Source organism: Carboxylicivirga linearis (assembly GCF_018271995.1).
Lineage (GTDB): Bacteria > Bacteroidota > Bacteroidia > Bacteroidales > Marinilabiliaceae > Carboxylicivirga > Carboxylicivirga linearis.
Genome location: NZ_JAGUCO010000002.1, coordinates 488,718 through 504,379, shown reverse-complemented (window position 1 = coordinate 504,379; position 15,662 = coordinate 488,718). Strand labels below are relative to the sequence as shown.

General features: G+C 34.9%; 14 protein-coding genes. 7 read left to right on the top strand and 7 right to left on the bottom strand.

What is annotated here, in order from left to right; translation table 11 throughout:
* Positions 1–125: 125 nt before the first annotated feature.
* Genes KEM10_RS05385 through KEM10_RS05375 form a run of 3 tightly spaced genes read right to left on the bottom strand, consistent with a single transcriptional unit; the run spans position 126 to position 2,444 of the window.
* Positions 126–1,181, bottom strand: coding sequence for a hypothetical protein (locus KEM10_RS05385; protein ID WP_212214437.1), 1,056 nt, complete (start codon positions 1,179–1,181; stop codon positions 126–128).
* A 20-nt stretch (positions 1,182–1,201) separates the two neighbouring features.
* Positions 1,202–1,918 carry a hypothetical protein gene (locus KEM10_RS05380; RefSeq protein WP_212214435.1) on the bottom strand — a complete coding sequence of 239 codons (717 nt, stop codon included), beginning with the start codon at positions 1,916–1,918 and terminating at the stop codon, positions 1,202–1,204.
* Positions 1,902–2,444, bottom strand: coding sequence for an RNA polymerase sigma factor (locus KEM10_RS05375; protein WP_212214432.1), 543 nt, complete (start codon positions 2,442–2,444; stop codon positions 1,902–1,904). The genes KEM10_RS05380 and KEM10_RS05375 overlap by 17 nt, the downstream gene beginning before the upstream one ends.
* A gap of 135 nt (positions 2,445–2,579) precedes the next feature.
* Between KEM10_RS05375 and KEM10_RS05370 the strand changes: the two genes are divergently transcribed.
* On the top strand, positions 2,580–3,044 hold the full coding sequence (locus tag KEM10_RS05370) for a hypothetical protein (RefSeq protein ID WP_212214430.1): 465 nt from the start codon (positions 2,580–2,582) through the stop codon (positions 3,042–3,044).
* Between the two features lie 72 nt (positions 3,045–3,116).
* On the opposite strand, the gene KEM10_RS05365 is transcribed toward KEM10_RS05370, so the two are convergent.
* Entirely contained in the window at positions 3,117–4,889 is a 1,773-nt protein-coding gene (locus KEM10_RS05365) for a hypothetical protein (RefSeq protein WP_212214429.1), read from the bottom strand.
* Between the two features lie 125 nt (positions 4,890–5,014).
* The gene (locus tag KEM10_RS05360) at positions 5,015–5,749 is read right to left on the bottom strand and encodes a lysophospholipid acyltransferase family protein (protein WP_212214427.1); all 735 of its coding nucleotides are present in this window, start codon (positions 5,747–5,749) and stop codon (positions 5,015–5,017) included.
* A gap of 231 nt (positions 5,750–5,980) precedes the next feature.
* Here KEM10_RS05360 and def point away from each other — a divergent pair, with 231 nt between their 5' ends.
* Both def and KEM10_RS05350 read left to right on the top strand, forming a co-directional pair.
* Entirely contained in the window at positions 5,981–6,565 is a 585-nt protein-coding gene (gene def / locus KEM10_RS05355) for a peptide deformylase (protein ID WP_212214425.1), read from the top strand.
* 94 nt (positions 6,566–6,659) lie between these two features.
* Positions 6,660–6,896, top strand: coding sequence for a hypothetical protein (locus tag KEM10_RS05350; protein WP_212214423.1), 237 nt, complete (start codon positions 6,660–6,662; stop codon positions 6,894–6,896).
* 233 nt (positions 6,897–7,129) lie between these two features.
* Here the strand turns inward: KEM10_RS05350 and KEM10_RS05345 are convergent, their stop codons facing one another.
* Positions 7,130–7,285 (bottom strand): hypothetical protein, encoded by a 156-nt coding sequence (locus KEM10_RS05345; protein WP_212214421.1) that lies wholly within the window; start codon positions 7,283–7,285, stop codon positions 7,130–7,132.
* Positions 7,286–7,418: 133 nt separating this feature from the next.
* Between KEM10_RS05345 and KEM10_RS05340 the strand changes: the two genes are divergently transcribed.
* The 4 genes from KEM10_RS05340 (at position 7,419) to KEM10_RS05325 (ending at position 14,398) form a co-directional block, all read left to right on the top strand.
* A complete protein-coding gene (locus KEM10_RS05340) occupies positions 7,419–8,135 on the top strand; it encodes a DNA alkylation repair protein (RefSeq protein ID WP_212214419.1) in 717 nt (238 codons plus the stop codon).
* A 65-nt stretch (positions 8,136–8,200) separates the two neighbouring features.
* A complete protein-coding gene (locus KEM10_RS05335) occupies positions 8,201–11,548 on the top strand; it encodes a ligand-binding sensor domain-containing protein (RefSeq protein WP_212214418.1) in 3,348 nt (1,115 codons plus the stop codon).
* 209 nt (positions 11,549–11,757) lie between these two features.
* A complete protein-coding gene (locus KEM10_RS05330) occupies positions 11,758–12,597 on the top strand; it encodes an alpha/beta fold hydrolase (RefSeq protein ID WP_212214417.1) in 840 nt (279 codons plus the stop codon).
* Positions 12,584–14,398 (top strand): PAS domain-containing sensor histidine kinase, encoded by a 1,815-nt coding sequence (locus KEM10_RS05325; RefSeq protein WP_212214416.1) that lies wholly within the window; start codon positions 12,584–12,586, stop codon positions 14,396–14,398. Before KEM10_RS05330 ends, KEM10_RS05325 begins: the two co-directional genes overlap by 14 nt.
* A 4-nt stretch (positions 14,399–14,402) precedes the next feature.
* Here KEM10_RS05325 and KEM10_RS05320 read toward each other — a convergent pair whose 3' ends face one another.
* On the bottom strand, positions 14,403–15,644 hold the full coding sequence (locus KEM10_RS05320; RefSeq protein ID WP_212214415.1) for a hypothetical protein: 1,242 nt from the start codon (positions 15,642–15,644) through the stop codon (positions 14,403–14,405).
* Positions 15,645–15,662: the final 18 nt, after the last annotated feature.

Here is a 15,662-nt window from a genome sequence, read left to right as displayed (position 1 = left end):
ATCTTTTCATTATTGTTCTGATGAAAGATATTATTAGTAACTCATTCGTTCTATACTGAATGCAAAAGCCTGAAAAAGAATATTAGTTCTCATTCAGGCTTTAAGGTTATATGAGAGATTGAAGTTTATAGGACAGTGATAGTTACATTAACACCAGGATATACATTTTTGAAAAAGTCGTTAAAATACATTTCCGGACCCACCGTTAAGTGTTTATTTAATCTTGTATTCAGCCCTAAACGATAGCTGTTGTTGGCAAAGAATTCACCCCGACGGTTGGTCATAAAGCCAAAACTTAATCCTACCCAACTGTCATTGCCGGGGGATTTAGAAAAGTTATAGGCATATCCTAAATCAATAAATTCATTAATAAATCTTTCGTTGGGTGCAGTAAAATTGTATAGCCATTCGTAAGAAAAACTAAAGGCATGTTTATCCATTCCTTTGCGGGCAAGAATCATGGTGGCTTGTGTGCTGAAGCTTCCTAGCCAATCTCCTTTTAAATTTTGCAGACCAGAACCTGCCGATAGTTGAATCACGTCACTTCTGTTATTGGGGTAATCAGTTTTGATCACTTCTGGTTGATTGTCTTCGTTGATTCTTATATACGTTATAAATGGTTTACCCTTATAACTTTTATCTTTATCCATCAGGGATTGAAGCTTTTCATTAATTTCTTCAAAATCGTATTCTAACAAGGCATCTAATTGATCAATACTATTAAAATGGATTAAGGATTTGAATTTGTGTGGGTGCACATGTTCAATTATTTCAAGCAGGTGTGTTCGTTTTTTTATAATTAACTCTTCTTTCTCACTGCCGTCTTTGAATTTGTTAGTTTCGTTTTGGGTAAACAGGATAGTAGTTGGGGTACGATAATCAGTAAAAGTGATAGAACTGGTAGCAATAAAACCGTTGCCTATTGTGTATGTAAACTTAATTGGATGTTTTTCACTTAACTCTTCGGTTTCCAATTTATTAAAATCATTTAAAAAAGCTTTTATGTTTTTTTTCAGTTCTTTCAGTATATCTGTGTCTGTAGTTTTACGATAATAAACCAACTGATCTACCATTACATTATTAGGCAAAATCAGACGTATAGTATCTCTATGTTCATTTTTTGCCTGAATTTTAAGAGTACCAATGCAGGTTATTAATAATATAAATAATAATTTTTTCATGGTTATTTAGCTAAGGTTATTTATCTGAAAGAGAAACTACGACGTAAAGGTGCTGTACGGTTAGGTCCACTGCCCAGTTTTAATTGTACTTTTTCTTCATTTATCTCGTTTAATTGCTGAGTTGACTTATCAGGGCTTGTAGATGCCATCATCTGTTGGTTATAGTTAATATCGAAGCCCGGTTTTTCTTTCATCTTATCAATCACCGCTATATATTCCTGCTCCATGGCATCCATATTGGAAAGTAACTTTTGAATACTGTCTGTTAGCTCATCGGTGGCTGTTGATAATTGCTGAAGCGATGCTTTTAGGTTCATATTCTCGTTGTCTAATGTTGCTAATTGATGTTGCAATTGCAGCTGATTCTGATCACATTCAGGATCAGGCACTTTTTTTTCTTCTATCACAGTTACATACTTAGTTTCTTTCGCTGTCTTAATATTGTTTAGCGAATCACGTAACAGCTTCATTAGTTGTTGCTGTTTAAGTTGTTGTGAAAGCAGAAGTTGGTTATCCTCACGGGCTTGTATGTTGTTTACAAGAGCATACCCTAATGCACCACTTAAAAGTATAATGATGGCTGTTGCAGCTACTTGTGTTAAACGTTGTCGCCATAAAGCAATGGTTCCAATACCTAGTTTATTCCGTATTTTGCTTTTATTGAAGTCCAAGGTAGCAGGCTCGTTGTCCCACTTTTCAAAGGCCTTACGTATATTGTTTTCATCGAATGGCTGCATAATCTTCCTCGTTTTGTTGAATGTAATTCTTTAATAATTTTCGGGCCTTGCTTAATTGCGATTTGGAAGTTCCTATTGAGATACAAAGCATTTCACCTATTTCCTTGTGCGTGTATCCCTCAATAACATATAGATTAAATATGGTTCGGTAACCATCGGGTAGCCGCAATACCATTTTTACAATGTCTTGTTCGTGCAAATGTTGATCCGTTCGAATAGGCGACTCTTCAATGTGTTCAATCAAGCTGATGTCTTCCTGAAAGCGGACATGCTTTCGTATCTCCATTAAAGCCTGGTTAATGGTAACACGACGAGCCCATGCTTTAAAAGCTCCTTCTTCTTCAATATCGGTTTGAGCTATCTTTTCGAAGATATTAAAGAAAGCTTGCGAAACCACTTCCTCCACCAAATGTGTTTCTTTCAGATAGCGATAGGCAACCTTGAACAGAAAGTCGGAGTAGAGTTCAAATATTTTGAACTGTGCTTTGCTTCGTTTCTTTTTTAAATCTCGTATTAGTTTTTTCACTTGTTGGGCAATGAGTTTACTAAGATAAATGCAGGTTTAATAAAAAGGGTTGCTTGTGGTAAGAAATATTTTTAATATTGAGAAATAAATATTTTGTAGAAGTATTTCAGTCTGACTTTATTAATCCTACAACCAATGAAACTTATAGAATTAACTCTGCGTGAAGAATTAAACTATGATTCCAAATGCGGGAAGCGTTTGCGGATTTTCAACAGTTTATTAATTGAGATTGCTAAAAAAGAACTGCCCGATTCTATAGTTGAACAGATTAATGACAGTATTAGAGCAATTAATACTCATCCATCGGTGGATAAGCCGCTGGATAAAGCAATAAAGGCACATCAGCTTAAGATTTTAAAACTATTAGAAAAACATTTAAAGATAGTACCTAAAAATCATTACCGAAATCTTTGGTTGGCTATTGGTATGGCTATTTTCGGAATTCCTATTGGTGTAGCGTTTGGTACTGTTTTTCATCAAATGGCCTTTTTAGGAATAGGTTTGCCCATTGGATTGTCTGTAGGAATGGCCATTGGTGCTGGTATGGATAAAAAAGCACAAGAAGAGGGGCGGCAATTAGATGTAGAGTTGAACAATTGATAGCGAACGCAGAGTTCTAAAAAAATAAAAGCCGAGAATAATTTCCCCGGCTTTTAAGAATAATTTGGTGTACTATAACTCTGTGTTTATACTAGGATTTTGTTGAAGCATGTGTTCAATTTCATCCAGTATTTCTTTTTTCTTTTCAGTAAACAACCCTTTGTAATACTCTATTCCATCAAATACATTTTTCTGGAAAGCTTTAAGTTGTTTCAATTCTTTTTTATCGTCGGCTGTTTTCATAAACTTATCCAGACGCTTTTTAAAGATATCGAGATACATACCCAACTCTTTTAAAAACATATGTGGTCGATGACGATTATCCAGAACATTAACACGCCCATAAATATGATCTACCATTTCTTTAAGAGTCATTTCTTTTGAAAAATAGGCCAAATTAGGACCCGGACATACTGTTACCTTATCGGTTGGTTTTACCTCAATTCCTTTCGATTCTAACAACGAGATACCTAACCCAACGCACAAACATTCCTTTTCAATTATTTCATCATATGCCTCTTGATAATCATCGGCATTGAGGTTTTGTGCTTTTAATTCTTCCAGCTTCTTTTTCTGATATTGCTTAGAGGCTGTACAAATTGGTTTTTCAGTGTACTCTGTATTGTACTTCAGAAACTGTTTGGTACAGGGCATTCCATGATTACCTGCCTGTGCATATTCCAGGCGCTGAACGCTCATGCTGGCTCCTTTAACACTATTAAAAGGAACTCCTAAAGGAGATAAGCCAGAAAAATACAGATCTTTTTCTTTGGCATCAGCCAATAATTGAAGTGTTGAAGTATCAATACTTACAGCTTCAGGAACTAACATAAAAGGAGTTCCCCATCCAACACCATCCATTTGATAGTGATCCATCAAAAACTGGTGTTCCTCATTGGTACCTACACCACCCTGTGCAGTTATTTTAATAGCTGGTTGCTCCGTAGGCTGTGTAATCTCTTTCTTGGCTAATGTAGATTCGTATACACTTTTACAAGTCTCCAGTAACTGATCACGTTTTTGTCTGAATTCTTCTAATATGGGGCCAAATAATACTCCATTGGTTGGAAAGGCATGTCCTCCACAGTTAACTCCTGATTCTATACGATACTCAGATACCCAAAGGCCTTTTGCTGCTAACATTTTACCTTGTACCAATGCCGAACGGAAATCACTTACCTTAAGAATAATTTTCTTTTTAAGTTCGCCATTATTGTCAGGAAAGAAATCTTTGAATTTTTCGATGTATGAATATAATCTTGGACTCATACCTGCTGATAACACAATGGATGAGTTTAGCTTACTGTTTGCAAATCCTCTTAATGCAGCATGTGCATCATTGTATTCAATCGGTAGTTCTTCACCTGCCTTGTAATTGGTCTTATCCAGCTTGGTCATGATATTAACATCAATATCACCAATGTGCAGATGATCTTGAATCCAATGCTTAAAATCTTCTTTTACCTCTTTACTCTTTTCAGCCAGATTCCATTTTTTAGCAATCTCTGAAAAATTAGGAAGAAGATTTATATATTTCTCAAATTCACTACCTTTTTCAAAAGCGGCTTGCTTAAGGTTAGCAACCTTGGTACTTACAATATCATCTACCATATTCAGGTATGATGTAATTCTTTCGGCCCTGAAATCTTCTGCTTTTTCAGATATTGCCTGAAACGGCAGGTTGAATTGCTTACTGTAAAATTCTCGCAGCTGTTCCATCAATGCATCATCCACCAACGAAATTACCGAAGAAATTCCTAATGGTGCCACCTTTATTGGTGTGTCCAACGTATAGCCCAAACCTAACACTGGAATATGAAAGGTGTGCTGTTTAAATATGCTCATCTTGATCTATGGTTAATATAAGTGACAAAGGTAATGTTATAGGGTAACATAAAAAAGGAAACCCTATGATGTTTCTAATTTATTTACAGTATATTAGAACAAAATAGTTTTATGTTCGAAAAAGATTATTTTGTTAGTTCATTTTTAATCATGGTGTGCAGGTTGTGAATTAACTCATCAATATCCTGACCTTTAGGTTCAACCGGATCTAAAACTGTATAGCTTATTTTTACTCCAAATTGGAGTGGAAACATTCCTTTGGTAACTAAACGATCGTGGCCATTAATAACAAAAGGTACAATAACAGCATCGGGGGTAGCGCGTAAAAGAGTTTCAATACCTGCTCTTTTAAACGATTTCAGGTTGCCTTTTCTGCTTCTTGTTCCTTCAGGGAAGATGCAAATAGCTTCCTTGTTTTGTTGAACCAGCCGTCCAACTTTAAATATCTCTTTGACTGATTGTGATTTATTGGAACGATCGATTAAAGCCGATTTACCATGCTTTAAATTATACGATATACTAGGTAGATTTTTTCCTAATTCAATTTTTGAAATAAAGCGTGGGTAATATTTTTTAAATCCGTGAACAATGGCAGGGATATCGTACATGCTTTGGTGATTTGAAACTATAATAATAGGACGATCAGAAGGTATACTGTCAAACCCTTTGAATGAAACACGGCAGCCCATAATATATAGTCCTTTTACCAAAAGAAGATTAAGTATGTCCACTACTTTCTTTCGGGTTTTATCTCCGAAAATTTTATGAGCAAGCACTTGAATTGGGTGGAAGATTACCAATAGCAATCCGTAATATAAATGGAATATGGGTGACAAAAGATATCCGACAAGTGATTTCATTTTGGTTTTAAATCTTTAGCTGATGAATGAATATTCAATGTATTATGAAAAATTGACTACAAAAGAACAAAATATATTGTGAATCTCAATCCGATGATTAAAAAAGCTGTTTTCTCAATTGCTGTTTTTTTCAGAAGGGAAAAGATTAACAGTGTTAGTATTCAACTTTTATATAATTGGCTTGTTGATGTTTTATATTAATTTTGCACTCCGTAAATAAAAAACAAAGAGATGGCATTAGCAGTTACCGCATATGGAACCAAAGTATTGAGGAAAGTATGTGATGAAATAACTCCTGAATATGAGGGGCTAAATGATTTGATTGACAATATGTGGGAAACCATGTATGAAGCGGGAGGAGTAGGATTGGCAGCTCCACAGGTGAATAAGGCTATTCGTTTGTTTGTAATTGATACAACACAGGTTTACGATAGTATAGATGATGATGAAGCAAAAGCTGAACTTTTTGAAGAGGAAACAGGCTTTAAAGAAGTTTTTATCAATGCTGAAATAGTTGATGAGTCAGACGAATGGTGGACAGATCAGGAAGGATGCCTGAGTTTACCAGACTTAAATGGAGAAGTGGAACGCCCTTGGTCCATTGAAATAGAATATTACGACCGAAACTTTAATAAACAAACCAAAACCTTTTCGGGATATAATGCGCGTGTAATACAACATGAGTATGATCACACTGAAGGAATTTTATATATCGATCATGTTTCGGGTATTAGCAAGCGATTAATGAAGAATAAACTAAATCAGATTGCTGAAGGTAAAGTTTCTCCTAAATATCGTATGCGATTTGCCAAGTAAATATTTCAAACGCAAAAATTACCGTTTCATACATTTTTAATGAGTTCAATTTTTGTCGAAAGATTAGTTTTGGTTCAACCTAAAATTAACTCTTATGTGCTTTCGATATTTAAGTTGGACAAAGAAATTACTGTCTAGTAATAAGGAATTGGAAAAGGTAGATCAATTAACGGTACACTATGCCAATGGCTCTATTAAAGTGTATACTAACAATGAACTACAAATGTCATTAATTGATCGTATCCGTCAGTCCTCATATTTATTTGTGGTTGTTAATTACATGGGGGGATTCACATCCGTTCTTTGTCCAACACTAGACTTTTCAGAGTAAAAAAAACCTTCTGCAAATAATTTTGCGTTTTATACACCAAAATTGCAGCTTCATGACATTTTTGTTGACTTTATAAGCGTAGAAGAGTTTTCTTTGAATGAACAATTAATTAAGACAAGAGAGAAATTTTTCAAAAAGATCTCCATCTGAAGGGATTCTCCCCAAGAATCCTTTCGCTCACTCTAGTTTGCTCCATCTTCCCCAAGATGGAGCTTTTTTTATGAAACGATTTGTTAAATTGATCCTAAAACAAACAAACTCTTAGCTTCTTTATTCAAACAAGGGTGTTTCATCCCATCGGTTGTGGCCGAAACGATCAAACATACTTGTTTGAAGGTTTCGGCAATAGTCGAAAACGCCAAACACCCCTGCATGGCAAATTCTACCATGGTTGAAAACGTCAAACACTACTGCATGGAACTTTCGGCACATGCCGACAATAAGAAACACTCATGTCTGTAGAAAAAATATAATGGAATTACTTTACTATATTTATTAATAAATAAACAAATCCTAATGACTATGAATCCCAATAACTTATTTAACGAACTTCGCGCGTTTTGCATTGCTAACGCAGATGAAAAGGTGGTTGAAAAATACAGTCGCTATTTTAAGGAAGGTTTTGATGCCTACGGATTAACTACCGAATTATTACTGGCCAAAGTTGATGAAATTGCGAGTAGAGAAGATGTAGATCTGGATTTAGTTTTAAACACAGCCAACTTGCTCATCCCAACAGGAAAATATGAAGAGATGAGTTTTGCTTTTGCTTTAACAAAGAAATATAAGAAAGAATTCACTAAAAGTACTTTCTTGTCTGTTGAAAGTTGGTTTGAAAAAGGGATTAACAACTGGGCTATTACCGATGCTATTTGTGGCGAATTAATTCCTTTTTTTATCGACAAAGAGATTGTTACAATAGATGATTTTGTATCGTGGCGTGATGCTGCTAATAAATTTCAACGTAGAGCCGTTCCTGTAGGTTTTATTAAGCCATTTAAGCAGGGATACGATCTAATTCTGCTGCTAGAATTTATCGATCCAATGATGATGGATAATGAAAGAGTGGTTCATCAGGGATTGGGTTGGTTTTTGCGCGAATGTTGGAAAAAGCAACCAAAGCCGGTTGAAGAGTTTCTGCATAAGTGGAAGAATGATGCTGCCCGTCTTATTTTTCAATATGCAACTGAAAAAATGACCAAAGAATACAGAAAGCAGTTCAGAAAGCAAAAGAACTAGGCAGGAATACTTTTAGATTGATTTTCCTTTAATTATTAGCTATATTTATAGCTAACCCTGATAAAATGAGATACTTATTATCTACATTTCTATATGCCTTATTGTGCGTATGTGTTGAAGCTCAAAATCCACCTATGCGCTTTCAACACATTGACATTGATGATGGTTTATCATTGAGTTCTGTTTACTGTGTTTTTCGTGATTCAAAAGGATATATGTGGTTTGCTACCGAAGATGGAGTAAATCGCTATGACGGATATCATTTTCAGGTTTTTCGTTCAGAGGCAAACAATCCTAATAGTATTTGTCATAAGTGGGTTGAAAACATCACAGAAGATTCGTTAGGATGTTTGTGGTTCGGCTCAGCTCACGGACTTTCGAGATATAACCCCCAGAAGGAGATATTTACCAATTTCTCAACTATAGATCCAACATTTCAAATTGTTAATGATACCATATTAAGTCTTGAGGTTTATAACGAATTTGTTCTTGCTGGTACAGCCAATGGTTTATCCGTTATTGAAATTAATAATCTGCAAACTAAAAGTTATCCGCAAACAGGATGGGTAAATTCTATTGATGTAATTAAAAATAGAATTTGGATTGCCTCAGAAAATGGATTGTTCACCGTTGATTTAGCTAACCATCAAATACAGGTGCAAGTGAAAGGGGCGGTAAATGATCTGACTTTCGATAAAAAGGGTTTATGGGCAGCCGGTAAGAATAGCTTGTGGTATAAAGAATATGAAAATGATAAGTGGATAAAATATGAATTGGTTAAAGATAATGTCATAGCAAGAATTGAGAATATTGTTGCAGGTGATAATAATATCATCTGGATTGGTGGAGATGACGGCCTTTATAAGTTTCAAGTCAACATTAATTATCTGGAGAAAGTTGTTACCGCTTCCGAAAAATCTAAAAGCCTTTCCGTCAATCAAAACAAGTGTTTACTTAAAGACGATATGACTAATATTTGGTATGGAACACATGGCAACGGTTTGTTCTTAATTAAAGAGGGTAATATTAGTCGGTTTACCAATAACCCTCTTGATCCGTCAAGTTTAAGTCAAAATCAGATCAACTGTATTTATCAGGATCCCGTTAATCAGAACATGTGGTTGGGAACATATGGTGCCGGGCTTAATATTTACAATTCAAGTAGCAATAAGTTTGAAATTTTGAAGCATAATCCGTTGCAAAAAAATAGTTTGTCGAGTAATTTTATCTGGACGATTTGTGAGGCTAGTGATGGCTGTATTTGGATTGGTACAAACGATAAGGGGATCACTTGCTATCATCCACAAACGGATCAATACAAATATTTTGATGTGGATGATACCAATCATTCCTTACCTAATACATCAGTCAGGGATATTTATGAAGATCGTAGCGGAACCATTTGGGTTGGTACCGATGGAGGCGGACTATGTCGTTACGGTACGAATGGATTTACTGTTTTTGCTCATAATGATAATGATCCTCAAACTATATCAGATAATTCTGTTCGTGTAATATTTGAAGATACGCAAAACCGATTATGGGTGGGGACCAAAAAAGGCTTGAATCTATTCGACCGGGAAACTAATACTGCTCGTCGTTTTATGCATAATCCCAACGATTCCACTTCCATTAGTAACAACTTTGTTTATTCAACCATTATGGAAGATTCATACGGAAGGTTGTGGTTGGGTACTTATGGCGGTGGATTAAACATGATAGATCCAAAAACATTGTCTTTTACTCATTATACAACAAAAACATCAGTATCAATTTCTAATGATATTGTATTTTCGATCTATGAAGATTCAACAGGGCTGTTGTGGATTGGTACCAATCAGGGATTAAATAGTCTTAATCCAAGCACTAAGGAAGTTACTTTTTATGGCACTGCAGATGGTTTACCCAATGAGGTGATATATGGATTGTTACCCGACGAAAGAGGTTGTTTGTGGTTAAGCACCAATTATGGTATTTGTTGTTTTAATATTCAAACCGGAAAAACAACTAATTTTGATATAAATGATGGATTACAGAGCAATGAGTTTAATGGAGGAGCTTTTCACAAAGGTAGAGACGGTAAACTTTATTTTGGAGGAGTGTATGGTTTAAATGTTATTGATCCCAATAAAAACAACTTTTTAGGTAAGACGAATAAAACAGTATTTACTCGTTTAGATGTAATGGGATCAAGAGTAAATACCAATGCAAAACTTTCCAAATCGAACTTATTATATCGCGATGATAAGGATCAACTTTGGCTGGATAATCATATCTCATATCTTCAGAGTTTTACACTTCCTTATGCAGAACGTTTCTTTTCTCTGGAGTTTTCGGGAATGAACCATATGTTCTCCGATAAGACTCAATACCAGTTTCAATTATGGCCATTAGATAAAGAATGGAATAATGCGGGTACGCGTAATTTTGTATCGTATGCAAACATTAATCCAGGAGATTATACTTTCAGGGTGAGAAGCTCCGGGGCCGATGGGAGATGGAGTAGCGAGGTGGCCGAATTGTCAATTATAGTTCAGCCTCCTTTATGGCTTAAGGGCTGGTTTATTATCATTGAAGTGCTATTGCTTTTAATGATTGTAATATTTATTTACCAGTATTTATTACGCCAAAGAACCAATAAATTATTAAAACAACAGAATAGTGCTATCAAACAAGCTAATGAGCGCCTTAAAGAATCGGAAAACTACCTACTCAGTTTAAATGCTACTAAAGACAAATTCTTTTCAATTATTTCACACGACTTAAAAAATCCTTTTACAAGCTTAATGTCCATTAGTGATATTCTGCACGATAATTATAATGAGTATGCTGAAGAGGATAGAAAAGAGTGTGTTGGAAAAATGCATCATTCAATTAAACAAATATATTCCTTACTCGAGAATTTATTAACATGGTCGCGTTCACAACGAGGTAAAATTAGTTATGTGCCGCAAGCCTTTGATATCAGCGCGATAATACATGAAAATATAAACCTTTACCGTATAGCTGCTCAAAAAAAGAGTATTCAAATACAATTTCAGGAAAATGATGGTCAGTTGCGGGCTTATGGTGATCGTAACAGTATTAATACAGTGATTAGGAATTTGATGGGAAATGCCATAAAGTTTACCGATGATGGTGGTATGATTCAAATAAAGACAGAGTACAATCAGCATCATTTAAGAATACGTATAAAAGATAATGGAATGGGTATGTCGGAAGAGAGCTGTGATAAACTGTTTAAGATAGATCAGAAATTAAAGAAGGAAGGTACGCATGGTGAAAAAGGTACTGGCTTAGGACTAATTATCTGTAAGGAATTTGTAGAAAAGAATGGTGGTGAAATTGGCGTTTATAGTCATCTGGGTGAAGGATCTGAATTTTGGTTTACAGTACCTGTAAAAAGTAATTGAATGATATTGTCTTTGAATAATAACAGACCAATACTCTTATTCATAAAACTTCATATTCTGTAAATCACTAACCAGTTATTGTTCCAAATAGTTTCTGAAAGACATAAATAACACTTTCATTGTACATCAAAAGCAATAGAATAAAACGTAGGTAATACTTTACAATTAGGAAAAATATTTACTAAATTGAAATAACTTAAATCTTTACCATGACCTCTTTTGATCAAACCTATACATTTGATATTAATCAGCAGCAAATTGTCTATCATCGATTTGGAAAAGGAGAGCCGGTTTTATTTATTCATGGTATCACCACATACTCATTTATTTGGAGGAATATTTGGCCGTATTTCGCTAATGATTATGATGTTATTGTGGTTGATTTGGCTGGGTGTGGAGAATCGAGTAAGAATATTGAAGGGTCCTTTTCTCTTAAAAATCATGCTTTCATGTTAGCAGAATTGATTGAACATCTTGATCTTAAGAATGTTCATTTAGTATGTCATGATGTAGGTGGTGGAATTGGCCAGATAATGGTTGTGAATAACACTATATTATTTAAAAGTCTGACTCTTATTAATTCAGTAGCTTATGATTATTGGCCTGTGCAACCTATTATTTCAATGCGCACGCCCATTATCCGTAATCTGGCAATGATAAGTCTTGATTTGGGGGCATTCCGGCTTTTAGTAAAACGTGGGATGTATTATCGTAATCGAGTAGATGATGAATTAATGTCATTCTTTTGGAAACCGATGGATACACGGGATGGGCGAAAAGCATTTTTATATTTTGCTCATTGTTTAAATAATCAAGATTTAATGGAAATCAAAGATGATTTGGCCGCCTTGCGTTTACCTGTTTTAATTATACGTGGAGAGGGAGATGTATTTTTAAGAAAGGTAATCAGTGAAGACTTACATAAGAATATTCACAATTCGCAATATAAGAAAATAAGCACAGGAGGTCACTTTGTTCAAGAGGATGAACCAGAGCAGCTTTCACAATTAATACTTAATTTCTACAGGGGATTAAATGGTAGAGGATAACAAAGAATATTCAATAGAAGAGCTTAAGGATAGAATTACCGATCTGGAAAAACAAAACAACGCACTTTCGGATCAGGTAGAGGAAACTATTCTTTTCAATTTTATTTCTGAGAGTTTTGATTCTATCAGTAATGATAAGGAATTGATAGAGGCTTTGTTGGAAAAAATATCCATTCTTAAAGAAATTCCAGTTTGTTATTGTATTGAAATTAAATCAAGAAGTTACAAGGTAATTAGTAGTTATTGTGCTTATGATAGTGGCTCAAATGATTGTGTTGAACCTGTCTTGAAAAAAGAAATAATTGCACAGCTTCAAAGTCAGGGAGTGTTGAAAATAAAATGTGATGATGTTGACCCTGCAGTATTTAAAGATAAGGTTAAGCATAAATTTGAACCATACGAAATTGTATTAATACACTTCCATAGTCATAATGTAAAAAATGGGGTGTTTGTATTTGTTAGTGATATCAACAATAAAGAAGTGTTTGATGACCTTTTTATCTTTAATCAATTCGTGAAAATTGTTACTGATAAATGGGAGCGTTTAGGTTTAATTCTTCAGTTAAAGAAATTAAATCAATCGTTGGAAAGAAAAGTAAAAGCCAGGACTACTGAGTTAACCCGACTAAATAATATGCTTTTTCAAGAGATTCAAACACATCAAAATACCAACCATGAATTAAATATTGAAAGAAAAAAATTTCATCAGTTGTTTCAAAAAGCAAATGATGCCATTTATTTATGGGAGATTGATGGTGTTGCGAGTATCAAAAGATGCATGGAAGTAAATCAGGCAGCCATTGAAATGACAGGTTATTCGTATGATGAACTAATGAATATGACACCATCTGATTTGATGGTAAAAGGTATGAAGGGCCAATTAAAGCCTTTTCTGGAGAAATTAGAGGTGAATAAAACAAGCAAGATTGAGGTGATCCATCAGCGAAAAGATGGTACAACATTCCCGGTTGAAGTTAACTCTCATTTATTTACCCTTGATGATAAGAAAGTTATTTTATCTATAGCGAGAAACATTTCAGAATGGAAAAAGATTGAACTTGATTTAATTGATGCAAAGGAACAAGCTGAGGAATCAGATCGATTAAAGTCTTCATTTCTTGCAAATATGAGTCATGAAATCAGAACACCACTAAATGCCATCTGTGGATTTACGGAACTTATAAAGGAAGATAACCTGGAAATGAGTGAGGTGAAGGATTTTGCCGATATAATTTTAAATAACAGCTCACATCTGCTTAACCTTATTAACGATTTAGTTGATTTCTCAAAAATTGAAGCTGGTTACGTTAAACCTACTTTTATGCCGGTAAATATTTCTCATTTACTTCGAAATTTGGAGCTTAATGTACAATCGTTACTGTATAATTTTAATAAGGAGCACATAAAGATTATAATCGATAGTGCAGAAGAACTAGAAGAGAAGCTTGTGTTAACAGATGAGGTTCAGTTAAGACAGATATTATCAAATCTATTAAATAACTCGGTTAAGTATACGCGGAAAGGATCTATTACTTTAAAAACCTCTATAGTTAAGGATCAACTTCAATTTATTATTTCTGATACCGGAATTGGTATACCTAAAAAGTTTCACGAAAAAATTTTCGAACGATTTGTACAAGTAAAGGATAAAAAAACCTTTAGTATTCCTGGTACAGGACTTGGTTTAGCTATTTGTCTAAATCTTGCTGAAATGTTGAATGGAGAAGTTAAACTGCTAGACTCATCAATAAAAGGAACTTCTTTTAGTTTAACCATTCCATATTATCCGTCTTCTAAATAAAAGGTTAAAAGCTATATTTTAAACGTAAAAAGCCAGAGTTTACATCTTGTGTGCTAACCTCACCAGTTAAACTGTTTGGGAAGTTTCCATGGAAATATTGCCAGTATAGCGATGCACTAAAGTTATCTGCAACACTATAAGTCCAGGTTGGTCCCAGAAATATTCCTTTAATATCAGGGTGAGGATACCAGATACTTGCCAGCGAAAAAGTAGATAAGGGAGTAGCCTGAAACATCACGCTTCCGAGTAATTGGAAAGGGGAAGTTGCTAAGTCCTTAACCGATTGAGGTGGTGCATATGCATCAAAAAATACAATGTCTTTTCCTTCCGGCAGTTTAGCTACCATTACTTCGCCTTGAACAGTCCATTTTGAGCCTATGGAATAATCCATACCTGTTGAAAGCATTATCACTCCTGATGTATCAGCAAAATTCTCGAAAGGCTGATACCATGCCAACTCACCCCGCCAACTAGAGTTTTTTACATAACCTGACCAGCCAAAGCCTAAAGCCAAATCTTCACCTTTTAAAGTACCTCCGATAAACTGAAAATCGTAATTCCAGATGTTGGCATTCCATTTTAAAGCTGCTGATACTTGCTTGGCGCTGTCGATGTTGGCTGCAAATTCGATGGAAGATGTAGCTCCTGTGTAATACATAGCCCGAACGGCATCGGTTCCGGGTTTCTCCTCGTAATCAAAGTCGAAATAGGAGTAAGTATTAAACATGTCGTTAGGATTGAATGCAAACGTTTTGCCCCAGTTAATTCGTTGCTTACCAACTGTTAAATCAAGATTGCCTGTTGAATACTCTGCATAAATACGATCGAAAGCCATATTTAATATATAACTGTTTCCGACAGCGATGTTCCACGATGGATTGAACAGATTACCGTTTTTCTCGAATCCATCTCTAAGCTGATTAGAAAAATCTAATCTAACCTGATCGCCTACCATCAAACGGTTTCGCATTTGAGCAGAGATGGTTAGCTTATCGCTGGCATACCAAAACAGGTTTAATCGGTTTTGAAAATAGATGTCAGTGATGTACATATGATTATCATCTTGCTTGATATAATCAAGTGAATCGGGTAATTCAAAGGGTATTTTTGAGATGGATACAGATTGCATATTTACCAGATACCCGTTCACTACCAGTTTTTTGCCTGAGTCGCCGTATTGCGCAGAAACAATCGACGGTAACAGGGATGATAGTATTCCGAGGATTAATAATTTGGTTTTGAACATGATTCAGTAATTAAACTA

What these genes read in the sequence shown, in the direction of transcription:
- KEM10_RS05385 (WP_212214437.1), bottom strand. Translation starts at nt 1,181, where the DNA reads ATGAAAAAATTATTATTTATATTATTAATAACCTGCATTGGTACTCTT.
- KEM10_RS05380 (WP_212214435.1), bottom strand. Translation starts at nt 1,918, where the DNA reads ATGCAGCCATTCGATGAAAACAATATACGTAAGGCCTTTGAAAAGTGG.
- KEM10_RS05370 (WP_212214430.1), top strand. Translation starts at nt 2,580, where the DNA reads ATGAAACTTATAGAATTAACTCTGCGTGAAGAATTAAACTATGATTCC.
- KEM10_RS05365 (WP_212214429.1), bottom strand. Translation starts at nt 4,889, where the DNA reads ATGAGCATATTTAAACAGCACACCTTTCATATTCCAGTGTTAGGTTTG.
- KEM10_RS05360 (WP_212214427.1), bottom strand. Translation starts at nt 5,749, where the DNA reads ATGAAATCACTTGTCGGATATCTTTTGTCACCCATATTCCATTTATAT.
- def (WP_212214425.1), top strand. Translation starts at nt 5,981, where the DNA reads ATGGCATTAGCAGTTACCGCATATGGAACCAAAGTATTGAGGAAAGTA.
- KEM10_RS05350 (WP_212214423.1), top strand. Translation starts at nt 6,660, where the DNA reads ATGTGCTTTCGATATTTAAGTTGGACAAAGAAATTACTGTCTAGTAAT.
- KEM10_RS05345 (WP_212214421.1), bottom strand. Translation starts at nt 7,285, where the DNA reads ATGGTAGAATTTGCCATGCAGGGGTGTTTGGCGTTTTCGACTATTGCC.
- KEM10_RS05340 (WP_212214419.1), top strand. Translation starts at nt 7,419, where the DNA reads ATGAATCCCAATAACTTATTTAACGAACTTCGCGCGTTTTGCATTGCT.
- KEM10_RS05335 (WP_212214418.1), top strand. Translation starts at nt 8,201, where the DNA reads ATGAGATACTTATTATCTACATTTCTATATGCCTTATTGTGCGTATGT.
- KEM10_RS05330 (WP_212214417.1), top strand. Translation starts at nt 11,758, where the DNA reads ATGACCTCTTTTGATCAAACCTATACATTTGATATTAATCAGCAGCAA.
- KEM10_RS05325 (WP_212214416.1), top strand. Translation starts at nt 12,584, where the DNA reads ATGGTAGAGGATAACAAAGAATATTCAATAGAAGAGCTTAAGGATAGA.
- KEM10_RS05320 (WP_212214415.1), bottom strand. Translation starts at nt 15,644, where the DNA reads ATGTTCAAAACCAAATTATTAATCCTCGGAATACTATCATCCCTGTTA.